Genomic DNA, 24,251 nt, shown 5'->3' on the forward strand with positions numbered 1-24,251 from the left:
CGGGGCGTCCAGAGCCGCTTGTCGAACTGTGCGGGCTCATGTCATTTGCGGCCACCCGGGCACAACGCTACCCGCGCATTTTCGCCGAGTTTCCGCAGGTCAGCGGCGACCTGCGGAACTACAACGATGCAATCTCTTGACAGGCGGGCACAAGTGATCGACGCTTTGTCCAGTGTCAGTGGACACATAGACCCGAGAGGACCTACAGTGACTAAGCCGATCCAACGACCCCCGGAGATCTTCATGCGAGTGATCGACCCGAAGCGGATCCTGAAGCTGATGGCCATCCAGGACGTCTCAGCCCGCGCGCTCGCGCAGGCTGTCGGCTACTCGTCGCACTCCTACGTGACGCGCATCCTCCGAGGCGAGATCACGACCGTCACCCCGGAGCGCGCCGCGCGGATCGCGAGGTTCTTCGGCGTAGGCGTCGACGATCTTTTCGTCCCGCGACTGTCCAGTGATACTGGACAGTCCGTCTCGTCGCGTCGGCCGCGCGTGAAGGCGGCAGACGGGATTCCGGCATGACCACGCGGCTCTCCGTGACGAACGGCGAGCCCGCGAAGGACCACGGCCTCCGTGTGATCTCCGTGCAGCGAGCAGCGGAGCGGCTGGACTGCTCTCGGCACCACGTCTACCGGCTCATCGCCGCCGGGAAGCTCCGCGCCGTCGAGATCAAGGTCTCCGGCGCCAGGCCCAAGACCCGCGTCTACCCCGAGGACCTCGACGCGTTCATCGAGGCCAACACCCGCACTGCCTGACCAGAAAAGCCGAGAGCCCCCAGCGCTCGCCGTCGGAAGCCGCGCCAGGGGTCTCGAACCAACGAAGGGATCGTCTCATGACCGAGACCACCACCAACAGCACCACCAGCCAGCGCGCCGGTGTCGTCGCCCACGCCCTCCACGCGCTCGCCGACCACATCGCCACCCACCACCTCCCCGAGCCCGGCTCCATCGAGATCGAGCACGGCTACCTCGAGTTCCACATCGCCGGCGACGACGCCGCGGTCTGGATCGCCTCGCTCGGCGCCGGCGTCGACGACGTCATCGAGCAGCGCCGCGAGCACGGGCTCACCGTGCACCGCGTCGAGGGCCGTCTGCCCAACACCGGCGTGCGCGTCATCGTCGAGTGGATGCGGTTCGGCATCCGCGGCGCCGGCCTCAAGGCGGTGAGCAGCCGATGACCACCGCGACGTGCTCAAAGTGCCCGCGCCGGGCCACCGCTCAGACCTACTCCGAGGCGTGGGACCAGCGCGATCCCTGGAACCCGGCCGGGTTCACCCTCTGGTGCAACCTGCACGCCCCGGCCGGCTCCTGGCCGGCCGTCGAGTCCAAGATCGCCGACCAGCCCGCCCTGCAGGCCCTCGACCCGATCGGCCTCGAGGACGCCGTCCTCGTCCGCCGCGCGCTGCTCCGGTACGCCGACCGCCTCGCGGCCGACCTCGCCGAGCAGCCGAACGAGCCGTACCTCACCAAGTGGACCAACGACCTGATCCGCGTCCGCTGGCTCTCCGGCCGCACCTGGAACGGAGCGACGCTCCTGCCCAACTCCGGCGCCAACGACCGCGAGACCGCGATGCAGGAGCTGGTCACCATCGCCGCGGAGGTCGGCCGATGAGCACCTCGAACGTGAACCCCGAGTGGGACGACGACTTGCTCGCGATCGCCGAGGCCGTCGGCGTGACCGCCCGGCCGCACCCCGAGCTGTCCGTCGTCCACACCCCGCACCCCGCGCTCCGCGAGGAGTTCACCAACCTCGCGCTCGAGCTCACCCTCGGCGCCTGGTCCGACGAGGTTCTCGCCGACCTGCCCGTCGCGCTGCTCCCGACCGACCACGAGGACTGCGGCGGCTGTGGCGAGGTCCTGTGCGGCTGCATCGACCAGTGCGACGGCCTCGAGCGCGACGTCTGCAGCCACGACGGTCGGCAGTACTGCCCCGGCTGCGCGGCGCACCACTGCGTGTACTGCCGGGCCGACGAGGACCGGTGGGGCCGATGCTGACCGCGATCGCCACCGTCGAGCTGGCGTGGGCGTGCCCCGACTGCGGGGCTCCCGCCGGCGTCGAGTGCAACGAGCTGTGCCCCTCGGCCGCCGTCCAGCTGATCGAGCAGGTCGCGGCCGAGCTGGCCGAGACCGGCTGCCACCACGACGCCGTCACCGTGGCCGCGGACGGCTGCTACTGCCTCGGCACGAGCGGGAGGGCCGCAGCATGAGCGACCCCACCGACATGGCTCTCGACGGGCCGCTGCTCATCGACACCATCAACCCGCCCGCTGTCGAGGGCCGGCCGATGGACCACCGCAAGCAGCCGAAGAAGAAGGACCGCGGACCGATCCCCGCCCGGCAGGGCAACGGCTACTACGCCGACCACACCACCGGCGACCGGCTGCGCTCGGTCACCACCATCCTCGGCGGCGGGGTGCCGAAGCCCGCGCTGATCCACTGGGCCGGGAACATGGTCGCCGACTCGGCGATCGAGAACCTGCCCGCGCTGGTCGCGGCGTCGCGCAACCCTGAGCAGCTCGCCGAGCTGCGCCGGTGGATCACCCGGGCGCACACCCGGAAGAAGGACGAGCGCGCCGAGGTCGGCGGCCTGGTCCACAAGGTCATCGAGTCCCGACTCCTCGGCACGCCGCTCCCCCGGGTGATCCGGGTCGGCGAGACCGAGTGGGCGATCAACGGACCCGAGCTCGCGCCGTTCCTCGAGCACTTCCTCCGGTTCGAGGACGAGTGGCAGCCGCGGTGGACGGCGTCCGAGATGGTCGTCGCGAACCCTGAGCACGGCTGGGCCGGCACGCTCGACTACCTCATCGGTGCCGATGGCCGGATCGGCGACGCCCTGCGCGCGGCGGGCTGGGACGTCGACCCGGCGGGCGACCTGATGGGCGACACGAAGACCGGCGGCGACTGGATCGTGCCGGCCGACGGCAGTGCACCGCACCCGAAGATCCTCGGTTCCGGGCACGTGCACGGCGTCTACCCCGAGGCCGGGCTGCAGATGTCGGCGTACCGGCAGGGCAAGGTCTGCTGGCTGCGCGACGGCTCGAAGGCTCCGATGCCCGCGACGGCCGAGGTCGGCGTCGTGCTGCACCTGCGCCCGGAGGGCTACCGGCTCTACCCGGCCCGGTGCGGCGAGCTGGAGTACCGGTACTTCCGGCACGCGCAGATGGTCGACGAGTGGTCGTCGCGGATCGCGTCGGCGAAGGCCGACGAGCCGGTGATCGGCAAGGCACTCGTGCCGCCCGCTCCCCCGGCCGAGGCGGTGGCGTGATGACCGCTCAGCCCAGGACCGAGACCCGCACCAGCGTCTGCGCGCAGTGTCAGGGCCAGATCGCGATCTCCATCGCCGTCGGCGAGCAGCGCTGGTCCGACGCCGAGTGGGAGCACGTCGAGCCGCAGGAAGCCGCCCGTCATCGCGCGATCCCCGAGGTGCGGATCGCCTGTGACGCCGCCTGCCCCAACTGCAAGTACCCGGAGATCGGGTTCGCCCCGGCCCGCGACGAGTTCGTCTGCTCGCGCTGCGGCCACACCCAGACCGAACGACCGAAGGACTGAACCATGCCCATCCTCGACATCCAGAAGCGCGCCCGCGAGCTTGGCCGCATCCGCCTCGGCCAGAAGCAGGCCTTCACCCGCCGCGACGGCTCCGAGGGCGTCAAGCCCGTCAAGCTCGACCGCTTCCGCCTCACCTCCGCGTCCAAGCCGCTCCTCGAGAAGGTCGCCGAGCTCTACGGCGGCGACGTCGCCGAGTGGACCCCGCCCGGCGGCTCCCCGCAGTGGGAAGTCGTCACTGCCTCGGCCCGCCTCCCCATCATGGTCCCGCCGCAGCCCGTCACCCAGTGGTACGAGACCTGGTCCCGCGCCGGCTGCCAGCACCGCTGCGACGGCCAGCACAACGTCCTCACCGACGAGCCCTGCGACCCCGACGACCCCCAGCACATCGAGGCCCTGAAGAAGCCCACCACCCGCCTCAACGTCGTCCTGCGCGACGTCGAGGGCATCGGCGTGTGGCGCGTGGAGACCCACGGCTGGAACGCCGCCCTGGAACTCCCCGACGTGGCCGAGTTCCTCGCCCAGGCCGGCGGCTACGTCAACGGCTGGCTCGCCCTCGAGCAGCGCACGTCCGTGGGCCGCAACGAACGCACGGGCCAGCCCGAGACCCGGCACTACATGGTCCCCATCATCGAGATCGACGTGACGCCGGCGCAGCTCATGGCCGGGCACGGGCGCGTCGCCGCCCCGGCGCTCGCGGGTGGTCCGGTCACCAGCGCGCCGGCGCTCGCAGCGGCGGGCCCGGACTACGTCGCGCTCGCCGCCGAGGCGACCAACGCCGAGCAGATCCGCGAGCTCTGGCGGCAGGCGAACGCCGCCGGACACATGACCCAGGGCCTCAACGAGCACCTGGTGAAGCGCGCGGCCGAGCTCCCCGACCCCGCGGCCGCCGTCGCGCCCGTTGAGCAGGCCGTCGACGAGGACGGCGCCGTCGAGGCCGAGGTCGTCGGCGACGACGCGCCGGTCGCCGACCCGGGCCCGGACGCCGACGTGATCTGGCAGCGCATCGTCACCGAGGCTGGGCAGCAGGGCATGACGCTGCCCGACGTGCAGGACCACTTCGCGCAGGTCATGGGCGGGCTGACGTGTGACTCCGCCTCGGCGGCCGAGCTGCAGCACTACCTGACCCAGCTCCAGACGGGCCACGCGGCGTGAGCGCCGCCGCGAAGTGGGCGGGCTTCCCCGTCCTCGCCTTCGACACCGAGTCCACCGGCGTCGACCCCCTCAACGAGCGCATCGTCCAGGCCGCCCTCGTCGAGCTGCACCCCGGCCAGCGCCCCGTCACCGCGACCTACCTCGTCGACCCCGGCATCGACATCCCCGTCGAGGCCAGCGAGATCCACGGCATCACCCGAGAGCACGCCGCCGCCAACGCCACCCACACGCCCGAGCAGATGCTGTTCGAGATCTCCGGCCGCATCGCCCGCTGGCTCGGTCAGGGCATGCCGGTGGTCGCGTTCAACGCGGCGTACGACATGACGCTCCTCGAGGCCGAGAACATGCGCCGCGGCCAGCCGACCCTGCTCGACCGCCTGGGGATGGGCAAGGTCACGCCGATCGTCGACATCTTCGTGCTCGACAAGTTCGCCGACCCCTACCGCAAGGGCGGGCGGAAGCTCGCTCAGGTGTGCGAGCACTACGGCGTCGTGCACGCCGGTGAGCACGACGCGACGGCCGACGCGATCGCCGCAGCGCGGATCTTTCCCAGGCTGATGGCCAAGCACATCAGGAAGTTCCCCGGCATGACGCTCCCGGCGCTGCACGCCGAGCAGGTGAAGTGGCGCCGGCAGCAGGCGGACGGGCTGCGGGAGTACTTCGACAAGAAGGGCATCGAGCACGACGGCGTTGACCCCGGCTGGCCGACCTATCTCGGTCTGCAGCGTCACTACTCCGGCCAAACGGTGCCGGCATGAGCGCCCTGGCTCGACGTCTCGATCGGCCGTTGGTCGTCGTACCGATCGACACCACCGAGTCCGACGACGAGATCACCCAGGCCGCGATCGACGCGCAGCGCGAGGTCGGCGTCCGTGTCGCCGTCGAGCTGCTGATCGCGGGCAATCGCGGCAAGGCGCACATGGAGCTCGTCCGCTCAGTGCGCCGGCAGTGGCACCTCGCGCACAACGGCCACATGCCGCTCGAGCCGTCCCCCTTGCCCCACGAGAGGAGCACCCGATGAAGTACACCGTCCGCCCGCTCTCCGACCGGACGTGGCTGCGCCCGAACTCTCAGCGCACCGGCACGCGGTTCACTGCGAAGTGGAAGGAGACCGAGCAACTGCTGCTCGACGAGGTCGCCCACCTCGACGGCCGCCAGCTGGTCATCGAGGTCGACGTCCGCGAGCAGGATCTCCGGCTCGACGGCACGCTGCGCACAAACGCCCGGGAGGCGTCGAGCCCGGGCGTCGTGGTCGCGTTCGAGTCGAAGCACGGCCCGATGCTCTACCGCTGCGACACCTTCGTCGCGCCGTACACCTGGCAGGGCGTCGACTGGCAGCACAACGTGCGCGCCGTCGCGCTCACGCTGCAGTCGCTGCGCGCCGTCGACCGGTACGGCGCGACCGACACCGGTCAGCAGTACCAGGGCTTCAAGGCGATCGGGGGCGGCACGGCGATGCCGGCGGCCGCGACGATGGGGCGCGCCGAGGCTCTCCGGGTCGTCTACGACCTGACCGGCTTCCGCCTCGAGGGCGACCCACAGTCCGAGGCCGTACAGAAGGCGTGGCGATCCGCGCGAGCGTCCGTCCACCCCGACCGCCACGGTGGCGACCACCAGCGCTGGAACCTGGTCGAGCAGGCCGCACGCGCCCTGGGGGTGGCTCGATGAAGCGCCTCTGGTTCAGCGCCCGCCGTACCGCCGCCCGCACTATCGCCGTGCCCGCCGTCGACCGCGTCGTCGCCCAGGTCGAGGACCTCCAGGTCACCGCGATCGACCGCCCGGTCTTCCGCGACGGCGCCGAGGCGATGCGGACGGAGGTCCTGCGGATCCTCGCCGGCGAGCCCGAGTTCGCCGACGACGGCTGCCACCCGGTGTGGCACGAGCTCGGGGTGCACGCGCCCGTCGGCGACGCCCGGTCGGTGGCTCCGTGAACGAGTTCGTCATCGTCGCCGGCCGCGCTGCCGCCGTCCTCGGCACCGCCCTCCCCCTCATCGTCTGGCTCGACCGGAAGGACCCACCCCGATGACCAGCCTCGTCGTCAGCGTGATCGGCACCCCTGTCCAGCAGGGCTCCAAGGTCGCCAACCGCTTCGGCCACGGCGTCCGCGACTCCAACGACAGGAAGCTCCGGCCCTGGCGCGCCGAGGTCTCGGGCACCGTCGCGGAGACCATGGTCGCGACCGGCTGGCAGACCCTCGACGGGCCGATCGAGATCTCCCTCGCGTTCTTCCACACCCGGCCCGCCGCTCACTACGGCACCGGCCGCAACGCCGGCGTGCTCAAGCCCTCGGCGCCGTACTGGAAGTCGACCGCTCCGGACATCGACAAGCTCACCCGCGCGATCCTCGACGCCCTCACTGACGCTGCCGCGATCCGCGACGACGCCCGGGTCGCGCGCCTCGTCGCCGAAGACCGCTGGGCCGACGCTGCGGCCGGCGTACGGATCGTCGTCGCGCCGCTCGCCGACCCGCGGCCCAAGCCGGCCGCGTCGGTCGCTCCGGCGGCTGGCGAGCCGGCCCAGGCCGAGGGAGCGCTGTTCTGATGTCCCGCCGCCCCGCCCCCCACCGTGTCGCGACGCACCGACCACCCGTTCGCCGCCGGAGGTTCCGCCACGACGAGTACACCTGCGTCGACATGTTCTCAGGCTTCGGCGGCCTCACCCTGGGCGTCATCGCTGCTGGCTTCACCGCGATCACCGCCGCCAACCACAACGAGTACAAGGTCCAGGTCCACGAGGCCAACCACCCCGAGGTGGAGCACTGGATCGCCGACCTCGTCAACCGAGAGTCGTCCGACTACCACGACGTCCGCCAGCTCCCAGCAGCCGACCTCCTCGTCGCCGGCGTCTCCTGCAAGAACCACAGCCAGTCGAACAGCAAGCGGGCGTACGCCACGGGCGGAACGCTCTTCGACGTCGTCGACGAGGAGTACGAGGCCGCCGTCACCCGCTCTGAGCGCGACCGCGCGACGGCGAACTGCGTGCTCCACTACGCCGCCGAACACCACCCGCTGATGATCCTCGTCGAGTGCACCACCGAGCTCACTGCCTGGGGCAACGCGCTGCCGAACAAGCCGAAGATCGGGGACGGCACGACATACCGCTGGTGGAAGCGCGAGATCGAGAAGCTCGGCTACTCCTGCCGGGAGCTCTACCTCAACAGCCGGTTCTTCGGGGTCGACCAGAGTCGCGACCGGCTCTACTTCGTGGCCTGGGACAAGCGGATCCCGACGCCCGACCTCGAGCACCGGCCGGAGACGTGGTGCTGGAGCTGCGAGACCGTCGTTGAAGCCCGCTGGACCTGGCGTACCGGCGTACCTGCATCCGGGCGCGTCGAGTACGGCAAGCAGTACGACTACCGCTGCCCGCGCTGCCGCCACCAGATCGTCCCGCCGAGCGGGTACGCGCTGCGGTCGCTCGACCTGAGCGACCTCGGCACCCGCATCGGCGAGATGAAGCTGAAGACGATCAAGGACAGGAAGACCGGGGAGGTCTACGAGGCACCCCTCGCGCGCGCAACGCTCGCCCGTGCCGAGCGCTGCCGCCAGCGGTTCAGTGAGTTCCCGGCCGTCCTGATGCCAGCCAAGGCGCAGCGCGGCTCCGAGCGCCACCCGTGGCAGCCCACGGCCACCCAGACGTCCCAGCAGGAGACCGCGGTCCTCTCGACCGGTGCGCTCATGGCCGCCGCCGGCAACACCTTCGAGCACCCCGGCTCGACCTGCCGCACGCGCGATCTGTCCGAGCCGATCCCCACCCAGACGGGCACGAACACGCAGGCCTTGCTGACGCCGTCGCTCGCCCTGGCGGTCGACAACTTCCAGGGTGCGCCTCGGGGCGCCGCCGATCCGCTGCCGACCCAGGGCGGGTCGGAGACCCTGGCGCTCATCTCGGCACGAGTGCTTCCGAACCGCACCAACGCCACCTCGCGCGGCACCGGCGAGCCGATGGAGACCGTGGTGGGCGGCGCCGGCTCGGGCGGCCTCGGAGTCCTCTCCTCCGGAGTCCTGCCCTTCCGGCAGAACACCGTCCCCACCACGCACGCCGAGGCGATGCCGACCGTCACCGCCGAGCAGATCCCCGGCCTGATGACCGCTGCCGGCAGGATCCAGAACAACGGGTCGATCGACGAGGCGAAGTACCGCGCGCACCCGCTCGACGAGGCCCTCGGCACCGTCGTCGGATCCGCCAACCAGCAGGGCCTCCTGTTCTCCGGCTGGTACAAGCAGAACGGCTCGGACGGAACCGAGACCGCGGCGCACCCCACTACCGACCCCCTCGGCACCCTCACCTCCCGCGACACCACGGCGCTGCTCAACGCCCGCTGGCACGAAGCGCTCGCCGACCTCCAGCTCGAGGACTGCTACTTCCGCATGATGCGCGAGCACGAGATCGGCCGCGCCTGCGGGTTCGACGTCGACTTCGGCGAGCACCGCGGCACCTTCAAGGTCTGGGGATCGGCCCGCAACCAGGTCGACGGCTTCGGCAACGCCGTCTCCCCGCAGGTCGGGGAGTGGATCGGCACGCGGCTCCGCGCGAGCCTCCACGGTCAGGCGGTGGCCTGATGGTGCGGATCCTCGGCAACGCCACCACCGGCAACGTCTACAGCGAGCTGCCGCCGGTCGACCTCCCCCGCGACACCAGCACCATCCGCGCCGCCCACAAGCCCTGGTGCGTCGACTGCAAGCGCACCGGCCGCGAGCTCGACACCGACCAGCGCTGCCCCCAGTGCGCCCGCGCCGCCATCACGCGCGCCGAGGCCGCCGCTCGCCGCGCCGCGGCCGAGAAAGAGCAGCGCGCCGCAGCGAAGACCGCGCCTACCCCTGCCACCGCGGCCGCCGCCACGACGACCAAGCCGCAGCGGAAGCCGGCGCGGCCGACTCCCAGCCCGACGTCGGCCACCGCGCCGTCGGGCCCCCGCAAGCTGCCCACGGAGGGGAAGCAGGGCAAGCCCACGACGCGGAGTAGCGCACCGCGAGCGACATCGACCAGCGACGTGCCGGACCGCGGCCGCACACCGGGCAGGGCTCCCGGCGCTGGTTCCTCCACCACCCAGGGGAAGAACCCGCCGGCGGCGCAGGAGACGCGCCCTGTCGTCGCCGGCGGCCCCTCCAAGCCGGTCGAGAATCGTCAACCGCCGCCCGCCACCCCGACCGCCCGCCCGACCGCCAGTCAGATCCTCGACGCCCAGGTCGATCACGCCGGGCAGCTCCTGCGCTCGACGGCCAGCCACCCGCACCCCGCCGTCGCAGCCGCGCGTACGGCGGTCGTCGCGGCACTGGAGGCGCTCCACCTCCTCGCCGAGCTCACCCCGGCCGCGCCGGTGACGCCTCCTGTCGACGCCGCGGCGCCCCGGCCGACGCCGGCGACCCTGCAGCGTCGCTCCGGCCCCGACCGGATAGTGCTCCCCGCCGACCAGATCATCGCCGCGTACCGGGCCGGCCAGACCACCGGCGAGATCGCCGCGACCCACGCCTGCAGCGCTCCGACCATAAGCCGGCTCCTCGAGGAGCACGGCATCCCGCGACGCGGCGCCCCCATCCCCCGCTCGGCCGACCTGGTCGAGCAGGTCCGCCAGCTCTACGTCGACGAGAACCTCACCCAGATCGAGGTGGGCCAGCGCCTGGGGATCGGGCACAAGGTCGTCCAGTCCGTGATGACCGAAGCCGGCATCGACCGCCGACCTGCGAAGGCCCGCCAGGGCGCCGACAACGCGAAGACCCTCAAGCAGCGCATCGCCGAACTCGACACCACCGCCGCCGAGATCAAGCTCTGGGCCATCGCCGCCGGCCACCTCCCCGCAATGCACCGCGGACTCCCCGCGCGCGCCCTCGTCGAGAAGTTCGCCGCCGCCCACGCTCCCCAGCTCGACAACACCGCACAGCCCGCCTGACCCGAGAGGAACACCCCTTGCTGCCCACCATCACCATCGACGGTCGCCTCACCGCCGACCCCGAGCTCCGCTTCACCCCCAGCGGGAAGCCCGTCTGCTCGATGCGCGTCGCCGCCAACGACTCCCGCCGCCTCGACGACGGCACCTTCGAGAACCTCGAGCAGATCTTCGTCAACGTCTCCATCTGGGAGCGCGACGCCGAAGCCACCATGGAACTCGGCCTCACCCGCGGCGACCGCGTCCTTGCCACCGGCCGCCTCTACGAACGTGAGTACGACACCCGCGACGGTGCCAAGGGCAAGTCGCTCGAGCTGAAGTTCCCCACCGTCGCCAAGGTCCCCACCCCGGCCCGCACCAACCAGCCGGGCCGACCGTCCACACCGCCCCAGCAGCGCGAGCCCGCGGCCGCGTCGGGCTGGGACACGGCGCCAGCCACCGACGAGCCCCCGTTCTGACCCACCAAGCACCCGCCCTCACCACCCACCGAAGGAGCACCACCCGCATGACCACCACCGCCAAGATCGCCGCCAAGGGCACCAGCAACACCGGCATCACCGAGGAACTGGCCAAGCGCTGCCACGACACCCTCGGCCACAAGATCCTCGCCGTCGTCGAGCTCATCTCCGAGTCCCGCTCTGAGAAGCGCGGCGGCGACGAGGCCGTCTCCCTGTCCATCCTCACCATCGAGCCGGCGCCCGACTCGATGACCGAGGACCACCTGCGCAACCTCGCCCGCTCCTTCAACTACGAGCGTCGCCTCGCCGACGGCGAGGCCCCGACCCTCAACTACGACAACGGTCAGTCGGTCGAGCCCGACCTCGCCGCCGTCGTCGAGGCCGGCGCCCGCCACGAGCCCCACCCGTACCTCTCCTCGACCCTCTCGATCGACGACTCCGAGCACGGCCCGGTCTGCGACCGCTGCGGCCAGATCGAGGGCGCCGCGGTGCACGCCGACCGAAGCGCGCTCGAGGACCCCTTCACGACGGGCAACGCCGGCGACAATGCCGAGCCGGAGGACCCCGAGGGCGAGGACGGCGAGGGCGACGACCCCGACGAGCAGGACAACCACCCCGACGCCCCCTGAGACCACCTGGCCCGGGGTCAACGAGCGCCGTCATCCGCTCGAAGGACGCCCACGACGCCGTCCGATCCCCCGGCGAGGCGTACCTGCCCCGGGCCAGGCACCACCCCCTTCCCCGACCACCACCCCGACCACCACCAGGCGAAGGAGCCCCCGACACCGTGAGCGCCGACGGAACCCCACCCCGTCACCACCTCCACGCCGTCGACCACCCCACCAGGGACGACGAGCCGCCCTTCGACCCTGACTACGACAAGCCGTTCGACGACCGACGACCCGTCGCGTCCCGCGACGCCGAACGCGCCGTGCTCGGAGCCCTCCTCCTCGAACCCAACCGCATCCCCGAACTCCGCGACGAGCTCACCGCCGCCGACTTCTACTGGCCCGAACACGCCACCGTCTGGCACGCCGTCCACGACCTCGCCGACACCGGCCGCACCGTCGACGCCGTCCTCGTCGCCGACCACCTCATCCGCACCGGCGACATCCAACGCATCGGCGGCGCCACCTACCTCCACGACCTCATGCAGGCCTGCGCCATCCCCGCGAACGCCGGCCACTACGCCACCATCGTCCGCGACACCGCCCGCCTCCGCGGCGTCGCGACCATCGGCCAACGCTTCCTCCAGCTCGCCCGCACCGGCGACCCCTCCAGCGTCACCATGCAGGTCGAGACCGCCTACGAAGAGCTCGAGCAGATCGTCACCCGCTGGGGCCCCGCCACCCACAACGGCACCGGCCTCATCGACCTCTCCTGGGTCAACGGCGGCTCCCCGCCCGTCGTCGCCCCGCCCACCGTCTGCCGCCGCGTCGACGGCGCCGCCCTCTTCTATGCCGGCAAGGTCAACGGCATCTTCGGCGACCCCGAGTGCGGCAAGACCTGGCTCGCCCAAGCCGCCATCGTCGAAGCCCTCAACGCCGGCGACACCGCCGCCATGGTCGACGTCGACCACAACGGCCCCAACCACACCGCCGCCCGACTCCTCCTCCTCGGCGCCCGCCTCGAGCACATCGCCGACCCCACCCGCTTCCGCTACTACCAGCCCGAAGACGGCCCCGAGCTCCGCGCCGCCATCGACGACGTCGTCCGCCACGCCCCCGACGTCGTCCTCATCGACTCCATCGGCGAGGCCATCCCGATGCTCGGCGCCAACACCAACGACGGCGACGAGATCTCCGGCGTCATGCGGCTCCTCTGCACCCGACCAGCCGACGCGGGCTCCTGCGTCATCACCATCGACCACCTCCCCAAGTCGACCGAGGCCCGCACCAGCGGCTACGCCATCGGGTCCATCGCGAAGAAGCGCATGATCCGCGGCACCTACCTCCGCGCCGAAGCCCGCACCCAGCCCGCCCCCGGCCAGATCGGCCGCATCACCCTCCGCATCGAGAAGGACACCGCCGGCGAACTCCGCAAGGCCTCCGGCGGCGGCTACGCCGGCACCCTCACCCTCGACTCCACCCGCTCCGAGACCCACGGCATCACGAGCTGGTCCATCGCCCGCGAGGAAGCCCCCAAGAACGACGACGGCACCTTCCGCCCCACCAAGCTCATGGAGGCCATCAGCCGCTACGTCGAAGACAACGACCAGTGCACCCAGCGCGACATCGAGAACGACGTCGCCGGCAAGGGCACCTACCTCCGCCACGCCCTCAAGCTCCTCGTCACCGAGGGCTTCATCTCCACCCTCCCCGGAGCCCGGAACTCCCGCCTCCACCACTCCATCGCCCTGTACCGAGAGGCCGAAGATGACCACGTCGCCTGACCCCAACAACCAGCCCAACGACTGCGTCCCTGAGTGCGTCCCCGACTGCGTCCCGACCGGCGCCAGGGCACCCCGCGAGTCGAGTGCGTCCCACGTCCCCCACTCTTACGAGGGGGACGCACTCAGCGAGCCCTCCAGGGACGCACTCGCCAGTGCGTCCCCCCGGCAGGACGAGCACCACCCACCGCCCGGCTTCAGCACCGGCAGCCAGTGGCTCCTCACCCCCCGCTGCCGCCCCGCCTGGATCGCGATCCTCGACCTCCTCGACGACGACCAGTGGCACCCCACCACCGACCTCGCACAGCTCATGCGCAACACCGCCGACCTCAACGACCAGACGATCCGGAACCACCTCCGATCCGCCAGCCGCCGCGGCTGGATCACCACCCGCCGAGGACGCACCCGACTCCGAGACCGCAACCTCGTCGAGACCGCCCTCAACGCGACCGACCCCGAGCACCACGACGACGTCGACGGCCTCCGACCCGATGCGCCGGGCGACGTCCCTGGTCACCTCATGGGCGTGGCCCGTGGCGGGATGGTGGGTGACGCCCGGAAGCGTGGTCTGGATGGTCTGGAGTCGGGCGGGCAGGTCCTCGCTGCCCGGCCGGCGTCGACCACCGCGCTGCTCGCCCAGCTCGAGGCGCTGCGGCTCCAGCTGCACGACGTCGAGGAGAACCGGAACGACCTGGCGCGGAAGGTCGCCGACCAGCGCGCGGCCATCGCCCAGCTCCAGGCCCGCGTCACCGGCCGCGAACGCGAGCACGCCGATCGCCTCGCCGAGGAGGCCACGCTCGGCGACACCGGGACCTGCCGGACCTGTGCCCAGCCGATCACCTTCGCCACCGTCGAGGAGCCCGGCCACTTGCCCCGGACGGGCTGGCCCGACGGCGCCCGGCGGGACGCCCTGGTCTGCTTCAGCGCCATCAGCTACCGCCACGTGCCGCTGGTCGGCCGGGAGCGCGGGATCTGGGATGCAGCGACGAAGGACGCCGTCGCCAGGATCCGCAGCGAGCTCGAGCGCCTCGTCCGGGTCGGGAACACTCGGCGAGACCAGATCGACGACACCGACTGGACCTGGTTCACCGGTCATCCGCTTCGCCAGCGTGCCGTCTTCGGTCTCAGCCGCGTGCTGCCCGCCATAGTCGACTGGCTCGGGGAGCGCCGCGGCGAGGAGGCCGACGGTGCCTGACGTCGCCCACCCCCGCCCGCCGGCCCAGCCGGCCCGCCTCGAGCTCGTGTCCGTCGATCTGGCCTGCGGCCACCAGCGTCACGTCGACCCCGGCATCGGCTCGCTGGTCGTCGCTGGGCTCATCGACCACATGTGGTGCCTGCGCTGCGCCGCCGACCAGCTGACCACCACCACGACGACCGACGGCGCCGCCGCCACGGAAGGAGCTTGACCATGTGCGACGGGATGATCAGCAGCTACTGCGACGGGACCTGCGCGAACGCGCAGCCCCAGCCCGCCGACCCAACGCCCGGCCTGTACACCGCGCTCGCCGCGCTGCTCGACAAGGCGATGGCCGAGGACGCCGACCGCGGCGCGCGGTCGGAGCGGGCCGACGTCCGGTGCCTGGACTGTGGGCTGCGGTACGACGAGCGGCAGGACTACGGCTGTGGCGAGGAGGGCCGCGGGCACTCCTACGACGACGGCGAGCTCGCGGAGGCGGCCGAGCGTGGTCGGCAGCTCGACCTGGATTGCGTCTCGGTCTCGGTGGCCAAGGTCCGCGCGCTGCTGGACGAGTACCCGGCCGACCTGCCCGTGGCGACCGACAGCACGACGGCGGATGTGGTGCACCTGGCGCCGGGCAAGGGCTCGGGCGTCCTCGGGTGCTGCGGCCGGACGCCGTTCGAGGTGCCGCGCGGGGACCGGATCACGACCATCGCCGAGGAGAGCACCTGCACGGCAGCGCTGATCGAGCGGTCGTCGTTCGGCACCCCGGAAGCCGTGGCTCTGCGCGCATCCGTCAGCGACGAGGTCGCAGCTCGCGTCGTGGCCCGCGCGAGGGAACTGGAGGCTGACGTGCCCGCTCCCGAGCCGTCCGACCGGGCCGGGCTGAGCGAGCACCTGTTCCTGAGCGATCTCCGGCGCCACCCGATCGGAGAGGTTCGGCTGCACGTCGGCGGACGGCTCGTCAGCGGCACGGTCGCGGGCCAGGTCGTCCGCGACATCGACGACCGGCTCGCGGTGGCCGAGCAGGAGCGGGCTCAGGCGGTGATCGTCTCGGCCGTGCGAACCGAGCAGCGCGACCGGCTTCGAGATGAGCTGCTGCCGGCCGAGCGAGCCCGCGCCGAGGCCGCCGAGCAGGAGCGGAACGAGGCGCGCGAGCGATACGCGGACGCCGTCCAGCACGGCCTCGTGGTCGGCGAGGCGTGGGAGAAGGCGCTGGATCTCGCCGAGGCCGCCAAGCAGGAGGCCGACGCACTGCGCGCCCAGGTCACGGCGGTCGAGGCGCGCATTCGGTGGCTCCGTGAGCGCGCTCGGTGTGTGCGGGACGGAGAACCAAGGTGAGCTACTCGGTCGGCTCGTCGACGATGGAACCCGCCGTGGCCGTCGCAATCTTCTCCGACCAGTCCGTCGGGTCGGAGAGCCGATACCCGACTCGGTCACGGCTCCACCCGTGGAGCACGCCGATCAGGGCCGTCAGCCGGGCAACGTCGGCCTCCAGCTTGCGCGTGTCGACCGTGTCCGAAACCGGGAAGACCTCGCCGAACGACTCCAGGTCGTGGTCAAGCTTCTCCTCGCCGGCAGCCCCTGCTAAGGCCTGGACCTCATGGATCAGCCGAGTCGTCTCCCACAGTTGGTCCGGCCATTCGAGAGGGCTGCGGTCCTGGCCCACGATCTGCCCAGTGACGCGGATCATCCGGTACGCCTGTGCGCGTAGGGCGCTGACCGCGCCTCGCAGCTCCGCGTGCGCGGCCCTGTGCCGCTCGTTTCGGATCGTGATGCGGAGCAGGTACCACGCCGCGAAGCCGCCGATGAACCCGCCCAGGATCGCGCCGACGATTCCGTCGAGCGCGGTGAACCAGAGCCAGTCCCAGAACGAGGGGTCTTCCGTCATGGCGCTGACCGTACCGACGGGGTCCGACCCATTCAGCAGAACCGGACCCCGCCGATGACCGCCTCGTCCCGTCCGCCGTGCGACCGCTGCGGCCAGGTCCACACGAAGTGCACTGCGCACTCCAAGCGCCACAAGGGACCCTGTGGCGCCCAGCCGGTCAAGGGCCAGGAGGTCTGCGCCGCCCACGGCGGCAAGTCGCCCCAGGCCGTCGCCGCAGCCGCCCGGCGCGAGACCGAGCGCCGGGCCGACGAGGAGATCCGCAAGCTCTGGCCCGGCCTCGCGGGCCACGACCCGATCAAGGACCCCGTCGACCTCCTCGCCCGCACCGCCGGCGCGCTCGAGCACATGGCCGACGTCGTCGGCGGCCGCGTCAACGACCTGAACGGCAAGGTCGGCGGGGGGAAGGACCTCACGCAGCTCCGTGCCGAGGTCACGCTCCTCGACCGGCTGCTCGACAAGCTCCTCAAGGCCGGCGACACGATGGCGCGGCTCGGGATCGCGGAGCGGCACGTCGAGCTCGAGCAGGCGCGGGCGCAGATGGTGACCGCGGCGTTCCTCGGTGCGCTCGAGGTGCTGTCCGGTCGGGTGCAGCTGCTGCCGGCGGACCGTGACGCGGTGGTGCGGGCCTTCCTCGAGTTGCTCGGCGCCGCCGGCGAGGAAGGTGATCCTAGATGATGTCAGCCGCCGCCGATTGCCTTGAGACCGGCTTCAGCAGCGCCGGCGAGAGCATCCGCACTGTTGACTCCCGACCGGCTCAGGAAGCCAGTCACGAATCCCCATGCGGCGGCCGACCAGCGGCTCTTCTTCCCCTCCTCGGGCTCACGCTGAGCCTGGGTGTACATCGCCCCACCGAGCTCCAGCGCCACCGCGCGAATCGGCTCAGCCCCGTACTTCTCGAGGTTGTCCAGCAAGAACGCCGCCCGTTGAAGGAGCATCGCCAGGTAGAGACGAACGTCCTGCGCCATCGACGTGTCCTCGTCAAGAAGCGTTCGCGCCTCCGCAATGACGTCGAGAAGCGACCGTCGATCCTCCTCCCTGATCTCCAGATGAGGAGTGGCGTCGATGACCATCGCGAGCGCGCGGAGCATGTTCAGGTGCTCCGGGGGGCATGCCGCCCGGTGGCGCTGGTTCTGTGCCATGTCCCACGGGGTGGTTGCGAAGCCGATTCCGGCGTACCAGTGCGGCACCGAGGACTCGAAGACGCCGGCGTTCTGCGTCAGCGCAAGCGTTCGCACATGATCGTCGACCGTACGCGCGAGGTTCAACCGCTCGACGTGCTCTCTCCACGCGTCGATGTCTGTTTCGCTCTCGAATCCGTGCACGGACTGAGGGTGGGTGTTCGGAGGAACAACGAGGCTCTCCAGCAGATCAGCAAGCAGATGTGCGGCGTTCCGGGTAAGTGCCGAGTCAGCCATCTGTCGTCCCGCCACTCAGGTCAATCCCTCGCCACGTCGGGTTGGTCATACCGTCTCCTCCGTCCCGGCCCCTGTTCGTGGGCCCTCGGCAATCGGTCTGACGGTAGCCGTCGACGCGCGTCCTCGCCCGCAAACCGGTTCAACCTCGAGCTCACGCGCCTCGGCGCGGCCACCGGCGCACTTGCCGCCACGCCTGTTCACCAAAGTCACCTCACCTGCCAGGAGCGCCAGTGACCTCCCCCAGCACGTCCAACTGCCACTACGACCGCACCCTGCGCTACCGCGTCGCCCACGGCCCCCGCGGCGTCACGCCCCACCTCCCCGACTGCGCCGGCGACCACACCTGCCCCGGCCACCGCGGCTGCGCACCCTGCGAGGAACGACACTGCGCACTCTGCGGCCGCGAGCACGCCACCACCGCCCAGCCCCAAACCTGCCCCGAGTGCCAGGGCAAGGTCGACGACGACCTCGCCGACACCCAGGCCGGATACGCCGCCCTCTCGGCCGAAGCGCTCGAGGCCGGCCACGACGGCAAGCTCGTCGCCGCCGCCCCGATCCCGGGCGGCGACGCCCAGGTCCTCATCGGCCCCACTGTCCGCCTCGACGCCGTCCTCATGTCCCGCACCTACCGCGACGACCACCGCCGCGCCGACGCCGTGCCGCCGCTCGCCGTGCTCGCCCACTGGGAGGACATCTACCGGACCTTCCTCGACCAGGCCGGCACCAGCCGGCCCCCGAAGACCGCACGGTGGGGGCAGAAGATCGCCGGCTACCGCCGGCCCACCATCAGCAGCGCGATCGCCTACCTCCGCGACCACCTCCCCGACATCGCCCAGCGCACCGACGGCCCCGACTTCCTCGCCTTCACCCGCGAGATCCGGTCCCTGCGCGCGCAGATCGAACGCGCGCTCCACGACGAGCGCGAGCCCGAGCGCGGCGTCGAGTGCTTCGAGTGTGGCGACGAGCTGGTCCGCCGGTTCCGCGACCCGAAGCGATGCCGGCACCGCACGCCGGCGCGCCGCCAGCTGCAGGTCGCGCTGATCCGGCGAGCCGCGGCGCAGGACTGGCTGCGGGTGCTCGCGTCGTACCCCGAGCTCGGCGGCCCGCGCGTCGACGAGGTGAAGGCCGCGGCCGCGCTGCCCGCACAGCTGGTGGCCGAGGCCCGCACGCCGTGCGGCGCGTGCTCGCGGGCGTGGAAGGAAAGCCAGGGCGGCCTCGACGACCCGGGCGCTGGCCGGTCGTGGGAGTGCCCGGGCTGCCGGAAGGAGTACTCCGTGGCCGAGTACGCGACGGCGGTCCGGTCGTCGCTGGTCGGCGGGACGGACGAGACGGGCTGGTGCACGCTGCAGGCGGCGGCCGATGCGGCCACGGAGATCACGGGCCGGCCGATCAGCGCGCCGACGATCCGGGTGTGGATCGCGCGGGGTGACGACATCGGGATCGCGTGCCGGTGGGTCGAGGGTGCGCGGGGCGGGGTGCAGGTGGTGTCGTGGCCGGACGTGCTGCGGCGCGCGGTCGAGCGGCGAAGCGGTCAGCGTGGTGGGAGGATCGGCGCATGACCACGATCAAGATCCACGAGGACGAACGGTTCCCGGACTACTCCGTCGGCTCGACGTTCGGAGCCGAGATCGAGGCCACCGTGGAGCAGATCGAGCGCTGGAAGCGCGCCCGTGCGGCGTACGACGAGGCGCAGCGCGAGATGGCCGAGCTCTACGAGGCGGCCAGGTCCGTCGCCCGTGAGCGCGAGGAGCGCGAGGAGGCCGAGCGGGCGGCCGCGGCCCGGGCTGAGCAGGAGCGGGCCGCGGAGGAGCGGCGGCGCGCCGAGCAGGAGCGGGCCGAGCAGCGCGACGCCATGCTGCAGCGGATCGCGGCGTCGGACGGCGTCGTCTACGACGCCGAGGGCAACCGGGTCGGCACGGTTCGCGACACCGGCCGGGGCATGACGTTGGAGCCCTGACCTCGTCGACCTGTCGCTGGTCCGCGCAGCGAGGTGTTATCTTCGCTCTTGAACCCGTGTCTCTTCAGTCAGACTGAGCACGGGTTTTGTCGTCCTCACGGTTTCCCCGCACGGCGTACACAGGGTGCGGCGCCATCTCGCGGATCTCCCTGAAGCACGGCTCGCACACGTGGCCGGCGAGCGGCCAGCGCTCGTGCAGCTGGTAGACGACGTCGGCGGCCTCGCCGCAGTGCATGCAGGTCATGCGCGGACCGTTCCACCACCGTCGCCGCGGTGGTGGGAGGCGGCGGGTGTCGGGGCCTTGGTCGAGATGAGCCGCACCCGGCCCTGGTCAGCCCGGCGACAGATTCAGCCGTCCATCGAGATCTCAAATGCGCAGTTCCGGAATACACCGACTAGCCGAGCCGGGGGTCGACTACGGTCACCGGCGTGAACCGGAACCAGCAGCACAGGGACACCATCGTGGTGATCTGCCTGCTCGCAACAGCCGGCACGATGATCTTCGCAGTCATCGGCCGCGACTGGGCTCGATCAGAACGTGAAGACGTCGCGCAGTGGATCATGGCGGCTGCCTCCGTCGTGACGCTGGTCGCGGCGCTTGTCGCTGCGTGGTTCGCTGGCAGCGCCTACCGCATCGAGGCGGCCCGGGAGGACCGTCTCCTCGAGGACGCGAGGAAGAGTCAGGCTTCTCGTGTCGCTGCGTGGCTCGGCACCGTCGAGGTGGATGTGCTGGTTCCAGGACCGTCCGGAACTCCCAACCGCACACGGACTCACAACAGAGATGTGATCCTGATCCGCAACGCCTCGGACCTTCCTGTCACCACTGTGACCCTCTGGATCCACTTCGAAGACGTCGGGATCTCAGCCGAGTTCGTTCCGCTTGTGCCGCCTGCGTCAGCACCGTACGTCCACCGGCTCAGCGAGGACACCAGGTCGGCATGGGGCGAGGCGATCGAGATGTACCACGACGCGAACACCCCGACCCTCGTGCCCCCGACTCTGACCATCGACATCAGTTTCACCGATGCTGCCGGTCGGAGGTGGACACGGCGAGCCGACGGTGAGCTGAGCTAACGACCTTGGGGGGCGTGATGTCGATCGGTGCCCCCGACCTCATGGTCGAGATGATCCGCACCCAGCTTGCCCCCGAGCTGCGGCAGCGCCCCTGGAAGACGCCGGGCGAGATGGCCCAGGCCCTCGACCGCACCACGATCCAGACCCCCGCCCTCGACGCCATCGACGCCCGCCTCGTCGCGGTCCGCGACGGCGACTGCGAGCGGCAGATCATCAACATGCCCCCGCAGGAGGGCAAGAGCCAGCGCACGTCGGTGTGGTTCCCCCTCTGGCTGCTCCACGGCAACCCCAACCTGCGGATCGCGATCGTGTCCTACGGCAAGGACGTCGCCCGCCGCTTCGGCCGCCGGATCCGCGACATCCTCCGCGAGCACCCCGAGCTCGGCCTCACGCTCTCCCAGTCCTCCCAGCGCCAGGACGAGTTCGAGCTGCTCGGCTACGCCGGCGGCGTCGTGTGCGTCGGCGTCGAGGGCGGCCTGACCTCGCGGCCCGTCGACGTGCTGATCATCGACGACCCGTACAAGGACGCGAAGCAGGCCGACTCCAAGGCCTGGGCCGACACGATCAAGAACTTCTGGTCCGAGGTCGCGCTCCCCCGCCTCGCCCCCGGAGCCCCCGTCGTGCTGATCCAGACCCGGTGGCGCGAGGACGACATGGCCGGCTGGCTCCAGAAGGAGTTCGCCGACGAGTGGGACGTGCTCAACATCCCCGCCCAGGCCGACCACGACCCCGACAAGGGCGAGACCGACGTGCTCGGCCGCGAGCCGGGCGAGTTCATGGTCTCCGCGCGCGGCCGCACGGTGAAGGACTGGCTGAAGAAGATCCGCGAGGTCGGGTCCCGCGCCTGGAACGCGCTCTACCAGGGCCGGCCGGCGCCGGCCGAGGGCACGATCCTGAAGCGCACCTGGTGGCAGCGGTACGACGAGCCGCTCTGGCTGGTCCGCGAGGACGGCTCCCGGATCGTCACCGGGTTCGACGACCTGCTGATCTCCTGGGACCTCACCTTCAAGAAGACCGAGGGCACCGACTACGTCTCCGGGCAGGTCTGGGGCCGCCGCGGCGCGAACGCCTACCTCCTCGACCGGGTCCACGGCCGGATGGACTTCGTCGAGACCCTCGCCGCGTTCCGCCGGCTCGCCGCCCGCTGGCCACAGGCCACGCTGAAGCTCGTCGAGGACAAGGCCAACGGGCCGGCCGTGATCGCGATGCTGTCCAACAGCATCGGCGGGATCGTGCCCGTCGAGCCCGACGGCGGGAAGGAAGCCCGCGCCGCGGCCGTCTCCCCGCTCGTCGAGGCCGGGAACGTCTGGCTTCCCTCGAGCGAGCTCGCGCCGTGGGCGGACGACGTCATCGAGGAGGCCGCCGGCTTCCCGACGGCCGCCCACGACGACGACGTCGACGCGCTGTCGCAAGGCCTGAACCGGCTCTTGCTCCAGCCCCTCCTGATCGGCCAGGTCGTGACCGACCAGGACCTCGACCACGAGCTCGACTCGTTCACCATCACCCCGTACTGAGCCCGGAAGGCAGGTGACCCGCCGTGCCCGACTGGCCCCAGGGATCCGTCCCCGACGCCGCCGACCTGCTGACCGAGGTGGCGGCGCTCAACAGCGACAACTCGCTGCTCCGCGAACGCCTCGCTGATCTCGAGCTCGCTGCCGAGGACGTCGGCTGGGAGCGCGCCTCCACGAAGCTGCTCGAGGAGTTCTCACGTCAGGGCCTGCAGCGCGTGACCCGCAACTGCCGGGTCATGGCCGTCGCGTCGCCGCTCATCAAGCGCGGCATCCAGCTCCGCGCTGGCTACATCTGGGGCCAAGGCGTCACCGTTCAGGCGCGCGCCGCCGGCGAGGACGCCGGTCAGGACGTCAACGCCGTCGTGCAGGCGTGGTGGGACGACGAGTCGAACCAGAAGGCGCTCACCAGCTCGCAGGCCCAGGAAGAGCTCGAGCGTGCGCTAGGCACCGACGGCCAGGTCTTCATCGCCTGCTTCACCAACCAGCTGACCGGGCGCGTGCAGGTTCGGTCGACGCCGTTCGAGGAGATCCTCGACGTCGTCAACAACCCCGACGACCGCGACGACCCCTGGTTCTACCTCCGCGAGTACAACGCCACCGTCGTCGAGCGCGGCTACTCCGGCCTCACCCGGCTGCGTCCGGAGACGCGGCGCGTGTTCCACCCGGCGCTCGGGTTCTGGCCGGCCACGCGGCCGAAGTCGGTCGACGGCATCCCGGTCCAGTGGGACGTCCCGATCCTGCACGTCCCGGTGAACCGGCTCGACGGCTGGAAGTGGGGCGTCCCCGACGTCTACGCCTCCCTGCCGTGGGCACGCGCGTACGAGGGTTTTCTCACCGACTGGGCGCGCCTGTGCAAGGCGCTGTCGAAGTTCGCGTGGAAGCTCACCGGGGACCGGGCGCCGAAGGTCCGCAGCGCGGTGGCCCGGATGCAGTCCGCGCTGCCCGCGGACGTCCCGCCGATCGGTGGCTCAGACGCGGGCGGCGTGGCCGCGATGGGACCGGGCGCGAACCTCGAGGCGATCCCGAAGACCGGCGCGACGATCGACAGCGACTCCGGGCGCCCGCTCGCCGCCCTGGCCGCGGCCGGGCTCGGGCTCCCGGTCACCACGCTGCTCTCGGATCCCGGCACGACGGGCGCGCGGGCGGTCGCGGAGACGCTGGAGCAGCCCACGATCCTCGAGATGGGGATGCGGCGCGAGCTGTGGGGAGCAGTGCTCCAGCAGCTCGCCGCGTACGCCGTCGACCAGGCGGTGAAGGCACCGCAGGGGCCGCTCCGCGGCGTCGTTCAGCAGGTCGGCACCCGGCAGGTCGTCACGCTCGCCGGCGACGTAGAGAAGACGGTCGTCGTCGAGTGGCCCGACCTCAACGAGCTCGACCCGCTGAAGATGATCGAGGCGATCGTCGCAGCCGACAGCACCGGCGTGGTCCCCGGGTTGGAGACGCTGCGGCTGCTCCTCACCGCGCTGCGGGTCAAGGACGTCGACGAGGTCCTCAAGGCCGTCACCGACGAGCAGGGCAACTTCGTCGATCCGCGGATCGAGGCCGCGGCCGCAGCGATCGCCCGCCAGCGCGAGGCAGCCTGACCGTGGCCGATCAGCTCCGTGTCGTCGGCGTCGCCGTCGAGATCCTGCAGGCCGAGCCCGGGCACTGGTGCACGAGGTGCGCGCTGCCTTCCGGGTGGATCGTGTGGGTCGTCGTACGGCACGGAGCTCGGATGCACCTGCAGGAACAGCGCTACTGCGACGAGTGCGGGAGCCGCCGCACCGTCGTGCCGGCCGACGGCTGATCGGAG

At 71.5% G+C, this 24,251-nt stretch carries 32 protein-coding genes; 29 read left to right on the plus strand and 3 right to left on the minus strand.

Annotation, left to right across the window (positions count from 1 at the left end):
• The first annotated feature begins 243 nt into the window (after positions 1-243).
• The 22 genes from M0M48_RS10835 to M0M48_RS10940 all read left to right on the plus strand — a co-directional run bounded on the left by M0M48_RS10835 (position 244) and on the right by M0M48_RS10940 (position 15,952).
• Positions 244-525, plus strand: a complete 282-nt coding sequence (locus M0M48_RS10835) for a helix-turn-helix domain-containing protein (protein ID WP_257751148.1) — start codon at positions 244-246, stop codon at positions 523-525.
• Entirely contained in the window at positions 522-758 is a 237-nt protein-coding gene (locus M0M48_RS10840; RefSeq protein ID WP_257751149.1) for a helix-turn-helix domain-containing protein, read from the plus strand. The genes M0M48_RS10835 and M0M48_RS10840 overlap by 4 nt, the downstream gene beginning before the upstream one ends.
• A gap of 77 nt (positions 759-835) precedes the next feature.
• Complete coding sequence (locus M0M48_RS10845) at positions 836-1,180, plus strand: hypothetical protein (protein WP_257751150.1); 345 nt, start codon at positions 836-838, stop codon at positions 1,178-1,180.
• Positions 1,177-1,614, plus strand: coding sequence for a hypothetical protein (locus M0M48_RS10850; protein ID WP_257751151.1), 438 nt, complete (start codon positions 1,177-1,179; stop codon positions 1,612-1,614). The genes M0M48_RS10845 and M0M48_RS10850 overlap by 4 nt, the downstream gene beginning before the upstream one ends.
• Positions 1,611-1,997 (plus strand): hypothetical protein, encoded by a 387-nt coding sequence (locus M0M48_RS10855; protein WP_257751152.1) that lies wholly within the window; start codon positions 1,611-1,613, stop codon positions 1,995-1,997. The genes M0M48_RS10850 and M0M48_RS10855 overlap by 4 nt, the downstream gene beginning before the upstream one ends.
• Positions 1,991-2,209, plus strand: a complete 219-nt coding sequence (locus tag M0M48_RS10860) for a hypothetical protein (protein WP_257751153.1) — start codon at positions 1,991-1,993, stop codon at positions 2,207-2,209. The genes M0M48_RS10855 and M0M48_RS10860 overlap by 7 nt, the downstream gene beginning before the upstream one ends.
• Positions 2,206-3,267: a hypothetical protein gene (locus M0M48_RS10865; protein WP_257751154.1), complete on the plus strand. Its 1,062-nt coding sequence runs from the start codon at positions 2,206-2,208 to the stop codon at positions 3,265-3,267. The genes M0M48_RS10860 and M0M48_RS10865 overlap by 4 nt, the downstream gene beginning before the upstream one ends.
• A complete protein-coding gene (locus M0M48_RS10870; protein ID WP_257751155.1) occupies positions 3,267-3,551 on the plus strand; it encodes a hypothetical protein in 285 nt (94 codons plus the stop codon). Before M0M48_RS10865 ends, M0M48_RS10870 begins: the two co-directional genes overlap by 1 nt.
• 3 nt (positions 3,552-3,554) lie before the next feature.
• Positions 3,555-4,703, plus strand: coding sequence for a recombination directionality factor (locus M0M48_RS10875; protein WP_257751156.1), 1,149 nt, complete (start codon positions 3,555-3,557; stop codon positions 4,701-4,703).
• Entirely contained in the window at positions 4,700-5,461 is a 762-nt protein-coding gene (locus M0M48_RS10880; protein WP_257751157.1) for an exonuclease domain-containing protein, read from the plus strand. The genes M0M48_RS10875 and M0M48_RS10880 overlap by 4 nt, the downstream gene beginning before the upstream one ends.
• Positions 5,458-5,724 (plus strand): hypothetical protein, encoded by a 267-nt coding sequence (locus M0M48_RS10885; RefSeq protein ID WP_257751158.1) that lies wholly within the window; start codon positions 5,458-5,460, stop codon positions 5,722-5,724. Before M0M48_RS10880 ends, M0M48_RS10885 begins: the two co-directional genes overlap by 4 nt.
• Positions 5,721-6,371, plus strand: coding sequence for a hypothetical protein (locus M0M48_RS10890; protein ID WP_257751159.1), 651 nt, complete (start codon positions 5,721-5,723; stop codon positions 6,369-6,371). The genes M0M48_RS10885 and M0M48_RS10890 overlap by 4 nt, the downstream gene beginning before the upstream one ends.
• Positions 6,368-6,634, plus strand: a complete 267-nt coding sequence (locus M0M48_RS10895) for a hypothetical protein (RefSeq protein WP_257751160.1) — start codon at positions 6,368-6,370, stop codon at positions 6,632-6,634. Before M0M48_RS10890 ends, M0M48_RS10895 begins: the two co-directional genes overlap by 4 nt.
• A 91-nt stretch (positions 6,635-6,725) precedes the next feature.
• Complete coding sequence (locus M0M48_RS10900; protein WP_257751161.1) at positions 6,726-7,244, plus strand: RusA family crossover junction endodeoxyribonuclease; 519 nt, start codon at positions 6,726-6,728, stop codon at positions 7,242-7,244.
• Positions 7,244-9,262, plus strand: coding sequence for a DNA cytosine methyltransferase (locus tag M0M48_RS10905; RefSeq protein WP_257759325.1), 2,019 nt, complete (start codon positions 7,244-7,246; stop codon positions 9,260-9,262). The genes M0M48_RS10900 and M0M48_RS10905 overlap by 1 nt, the downstream gene beginning before the upstream one ends.
• On the plus strand, positions 9,262-10,590 hold the full coding sequence (locus M0M48_RS10910) for a hypothetical protein (RefSeq protein ID WP_257751163.1): 1,329 nt from the start codon (positions 9,262-9,264) through the stop codon (positions 10,588-10,590). Before M0M48_RS10905 ends, M0M48_RS10910 begins: the two co-directional genes overlap by 1 nt.
• A gap of 17 nt (positions 10,591-10,607) precedes the next feature.
• Positions 10,608-11,045 (plus strand): single-stranded DNA-binding protein, encoded by a 438-nt coding sequence (gene ssb / locus M0M48_RS10915; protein ID WP_257751164.1) that lies wholly within the window; start codon positions 10,608-10,610, stop codon positions 11,043-11,045.
• Between the two features lie 47 nt (positions 11,046-11,092).
• The gene (locus M0M48_RS10920; RefSeq protein WP_257751165.1) at positions 11,093-11,674 is read left to right on the plus strand and encodes a hypothetical protein; all 582 of its coding nucleotides are present in this window, start codon (positions 11,093-11,095) and stop codon (positions 11,672-11,674) included.
• A 158-nt stretch (positions 11,675-11,832) separates the two neighbouring features.
• Complete coding sequence (locus M0M48_RS10925) at positions 11,833-13,437, plus strand: DnaB-like helicase N-terminal domain-containing protein (protein WP_257751166.1); 1,605 nt, start codon at positions 11,833-11,835, stop codon at positions 13,435-13,437.
• Entirely contained in the window at positions 13,421-14,629 is a 1,209-nt protein-coding gene (locus M0M48_RS10930) for a hypothetical protein (RefSeq protein WP_257751167.1), read from the plus strand. The genes M0M48_RS10925 and M0M48_RS10930 overlap by 17 nt, the downstream gene beginning before the upstream one ends.
• Positions 14,622-14,840 (plus strand): hypothetical protein, encoded by a 219-nt coding sequence (locus tag M0M48_RS10935; protein ID WP_257751168.1) that lies wholly within the window; start codon positions 14,622-14,624, stop codon positions 14,838-14,840. The genes M0M48_RS10930 and M0M48_RS10935 overlap by 8 nt, the downstream gene beginning before the upstream one ends.
• A 2-nt stretch (positions 14,841-14,842) precedes the next feature.
• Positions 14,843-15,952 carry a hypothetical protein gene (locus M0M48_RS10940; RefSeq protein WP_257751169.1) on the plus strand — a complete coding sequence of 370 codons (1,110 nt, stop codon included), beginning with the start codon at positions 14,843-14,845 and terminating at the stop codon, positions 15,950-15,952.
• Position 15,953: 1 nt separating this feature from the next.
• On the opposite strand, the gene M0M48_RS10945 is transcribed toward M0M48_RS10940, so the two are convergent.
• A complete protein-coding gene (locus tag M0M48_RS10945) occupies positions 15,954-16,502 on the minus strand; it encodes a hypothetical protein (protein WP_257751170.1) in 549 nt (182 codons plus the stop codon).
• A gap of 54 nt (positions 16,503-16,556) precedes the next feature.
• Here M0M48_RS10945 and M0M48_RS10950 point away from each other — a divergent pair, with 54 nt between their 5' ends.
• The gene (locus tag M0M48_RS10950) at positions 16,557-17,177 is read left to right on the plus strand and encodes a hypothetical protein (protein WP_257751171.1); all 621 of its coding nucleotides are present in this window, start codon (positions 16,557-16,559) and stop codon (positions 17,175-17,177) included.
• 2 nt (positions 17,178-17,179) lie between these two features.
• Here M0M48_RS10950 and M0M48_RS10955 read toward each other — a convergent pair whose 3' ends face one another.
• Positions 17,180-17,917: a hypothetical protein gene (locus M0M48_RS10955; protein ID WP_257751172.1), complete on the minus strand. Its 738-nt coding sequence runs from the start codon at positions 17,915-17,917 to the stop codon at positions 17,180-17,182.
• Between the two features lie 230 nt (positions 17,918-18,147).
• Between M0M48_RS10955 and M0M48_RS10960 the strand changes: the two genes are divergently transcribed.
• Both M0M48_RS10960 and M0M48_RS10965 read left to right on the plus strand, forming a co-directional pair.
• Positions 18,148-19,476, plus strand: a complete 1,329-nt coding sequence (locus tag M0M48_RS10960) for a hypothetical protein (RefSeq protein ID WP_257751173.1) — start codon at positions 18,148-18,150, stop codon at positions 19,474-19,476.
• Positions 19,473-19,874 (plus strand): hypothetical protein, encoded by a 402-nt coding sequence (locus M0M48_RS10965; RefSeq protein WP_257751174.1) that lies wholly within the window; start codon positions 19,473-19,475, stop codon positions 19,872-19,874. Before M0M48_RS10960 ends, M0M48_RS10965 begins: the two co-directional genes overlap by 4 nt.
• A 64-nt stretch (positions 19,875-19,938) precedes the next feature.
• Here the strand turns inward: M0M48_RS10965 and M0M48_RS10970 are convergent, their stop codons facing one another.
• Positions 19,939-20,118, minus strand: a complete 180-nt coding sequence (locus tag M0M48_RS10970) for a hypothetical protein (RefSeq protein WP_257751175.1) — start codon at positions 20,116-20,118, stop codon at positions 19,939-19,941.
• Between the two features lie 185 nt (positions 20,119-20,303).
• On the opposite strand from M0M48_RS10970, the gene M0M48_RS10975 reads away from it, so the two are divergent.
• The 4 genes from M0M48_RS10975 to M0M48_RS10990 are packed head-to-tail and all read left to right on the plus strand — an operon-like array spanning position 20,304 to position 24,245.
• Positions 20,304-20,948: a hypothetical protein gene (locus tag M0M48_RS10975; protein ID WP_257751176.1), complete on the plus strand. Its 645-nt coding sequence runs from the start codon at positions 20,304-20,306 to the stop codon at positions 20,946-20,948.
• A gap of 17 nt (positions 20,949-20,965) precedes the next feature.
• Complete coding sequence (gene terL / locus M0M48_RS10980) at positions 20,966-22,462, plus strand: phage terminase large subunit (protein ID WP_257751177.1); 1,497 nt, start codon at positions 20,966-20,968, stop codon at positions 22,460-22,462.
• 23 nt (positions 22,463-22,485) lie between these two features.
• The gene (locus M0M48_RS10985; RefSeq protein ID WP_257751178.1) at positions 22,486-24,042 is read left to right on the plus strand and encodes a hypothetical protein; all 1,557 of its coding nucleotides are present in this window, start codon (positions 22,486-22,488) and stop codon (positions 24,040-24,042) included.
• A gap of 2 nt (positions 24,043-24,044) precedes the next feature.
• Positions 24,045-24,245 carry a hypothetical protein gene (locus M0M48_RS10990; RefSeq protein ID WP_257751179.1) on the plus strand — a complete coding sequence of 67 codons (201 nt, stop codon included), beginning with the start codon at positions 24,045-24,047 and terminating at the stop codon, positions 24,243-24,245.
• The last annotated feature ends 6 nt before the right edge of the window (positions 24,246-24,251 follow it).

This window comes from Pimelobacter simplex (genome assembly GCF_024662235.1).
In the GTDB taxonomy this organism is placed as follows: Bacteria; Actinomycetota; Actinomycetes; order Propionibacteriales; family Nocardioidaceae; genus Nocardioides.

What these genes read in the sequence shown, in the direction of transcription:
- M0M48_RS10875 (WP_257751156.1), top strand. Translation starts at nt 3,555, where the DNA reads ATGCCCATCCTCGACATCCAGAAGCGCGCCCGCGAGCTTGGCCGCATC.
- M0M48_RS10940 (WP_257751169.1), top strand. Translation starts at nt 14,843, where the DNA reads ATGTGCGACGGGATGATCAGCAGCTACTGCGACGGGACCTGCGCGAAC.
- M0M48_RS10855 (WP_257751152.1), top strand. Translation starts at nt 1,611, where the DNA reads ATGAGCACCTCGAACGTGAACCCCGAGTGGGACGACGACTTGCTCGCG.
- M0M48_RS10890 (WP_257751159.1), top strand. Translation starts at nt 5,721, where the DNA reads ATGAAGTACACCGTCCGCCCGCTCTCCGACCGGACGTGGCTGCGCCCG.
- M0M48_RS10905 (WP_257759325.1), top strand. Translation starts at nt 7,244, where the DNA reads ATGTCCCGCCGCCCCGCCCCCCACCGTGTCGCGACGCACCGACCACCC.
- M0M48_RS10840 (WP_257751149.1), top strand. Translation starts at nt 522, where the DNA reads ATGACCACGCGGCTCTCCGTGACGAACGGCGAGCCCGCGAAGGACCAC.
- M0M48_RS10955 (WP_257751172.1), bottom strand. Translation starts at nt 17,917, where the DNA reads ATGGCTGACTCGGCACTTACCCGGAACGCCGCACATCTGCTTGCTGAT.
- M0M48_RS10920 (WP_257751165.1), top strand. Translation starts at nt 11,093, where the DNA reads ATGACCACCACCGCCAAGATCGCCGCCAAGGGCACCAGCAACACCGGC.
- M0M48_RS10895 (WP_257751160.1), top strand. Translation starts at nt 6,368, where the DNA reads ATGAAGCGCCTCTGGTTCAGCGCCCGCCGTACCGCCGCCCGCACTATC.
- M0M48_RS10860 (WP_257751153.1), top strand. Translation starts at nt 1,991, where the DNA reads ATGCTGACCGCGATCGCCACCGTCGAGCTGGCGTGGGCGTGCCCCGAC.
- M0M48_RS10845 (WP_257751150.1), top strand. Translation starts at nt 836, where the DNA reads ATGACCGAGACCACCACCAACAGCACCACCAGCCAGCGCGCCGGTGTC.
- M0M48_RS10865 (WP_257751154.1), top strand. Translation starts at nt 2,206, where the DNA reads ATGAGCGACCCCACCGACATGGCTCTCGACGGGCCGCTGCTCATCGAC.
- M0M48_RS10850 (WP_257751151.1), top strand. Translation starts at nt 1,177, where the DNA reads ATGACCACCGCGACGTGCTCAAAGTGCCCGCGCCGGGCCACCGCTCAG.
- M0M48_RS10910 (WP_257751163.1), top strand. Translation starts at nt 9,262, where the DNA reads ATGGTGCGGATCCTCGGCAACGCCACCACCGGCAACGTCTACAGCGAG.
- M0M48_RS10885 (WP_257751158.1), top strand. Translation starts at nt 5,458, where the DNA reads ATGAGCGCCCTGGCTCGACGTCTCGATCGGCCGTTGGTCGTCGTACCG.
- M0M48_RS10835 (WP_257751148.1), top strand. Translation starts at nt 244, where the DNA reads ATGCGAGTGATCGACCCGAAGCGGATCCTGAAGCTGATGGCCATCCAG.
- M0M48_RS10930 (WP_257751167.1), top strand. Translation starts at nt 13,421, where the DNA reads ATGACCACGTCGCCTGACCCCAACAACCAGCCCAACGACTGCGTCCCT.
- M0M48_RS10970 (WP_257751175.1), bottom strand. Translation starts at nt 20,118, where the DNA reads ATGACCTGCATGCACTGCGGCGAGGCCGCCGACGTCGTCTACCAGCTG.
- terL (WP_257751177.1), top strand. Translation starts at nt 20,966, where the DNA reads ATGTCGATCGGTGCCCCCGACCTCATGGTCGAGATGATCCGCACCCAG.
- M0M48_RS10870 (WP_257751155.1), top strand. Translation starts at nt 3,267, where the DNA reads ATGACCGCTCAGCCCAGGACCGAGACCCGCACCAGCGTCTGCGCGCAG.
- M0M48_RS10950 (WP_257751171.1), top strand. Translation starts at nt 16,557, where the DNA reads ATGACCGCCTCGTCCCGTCCGCCGTGCGACCGCTGCGGCCAGGTCCAC.
- M0M48_RS10945 (WP_257751170.1), bottom strand. Translation starts at nt 16,502, where the DNA reads ATGACGGAAGACCCCTCGTTCTGGGACTGGCTCTGGTTCACCGCGCTC.
- M0M48_RS10965 (WP_257751174.1), top strand. Translation starts at nt 19,473, where the DNA reads ATGACCACGATCAAGATCCACGAGGACGAACGGTTCCCGGACTACTCC.
- M0M48_RS10900 (WP_257751161.1), top strand. Translation starts at nt 6,726, where the DNA reads ATGACCAGCCTCGTCGTCAGCGTGATCGGCACCCCTGTCCAGCAGGGC.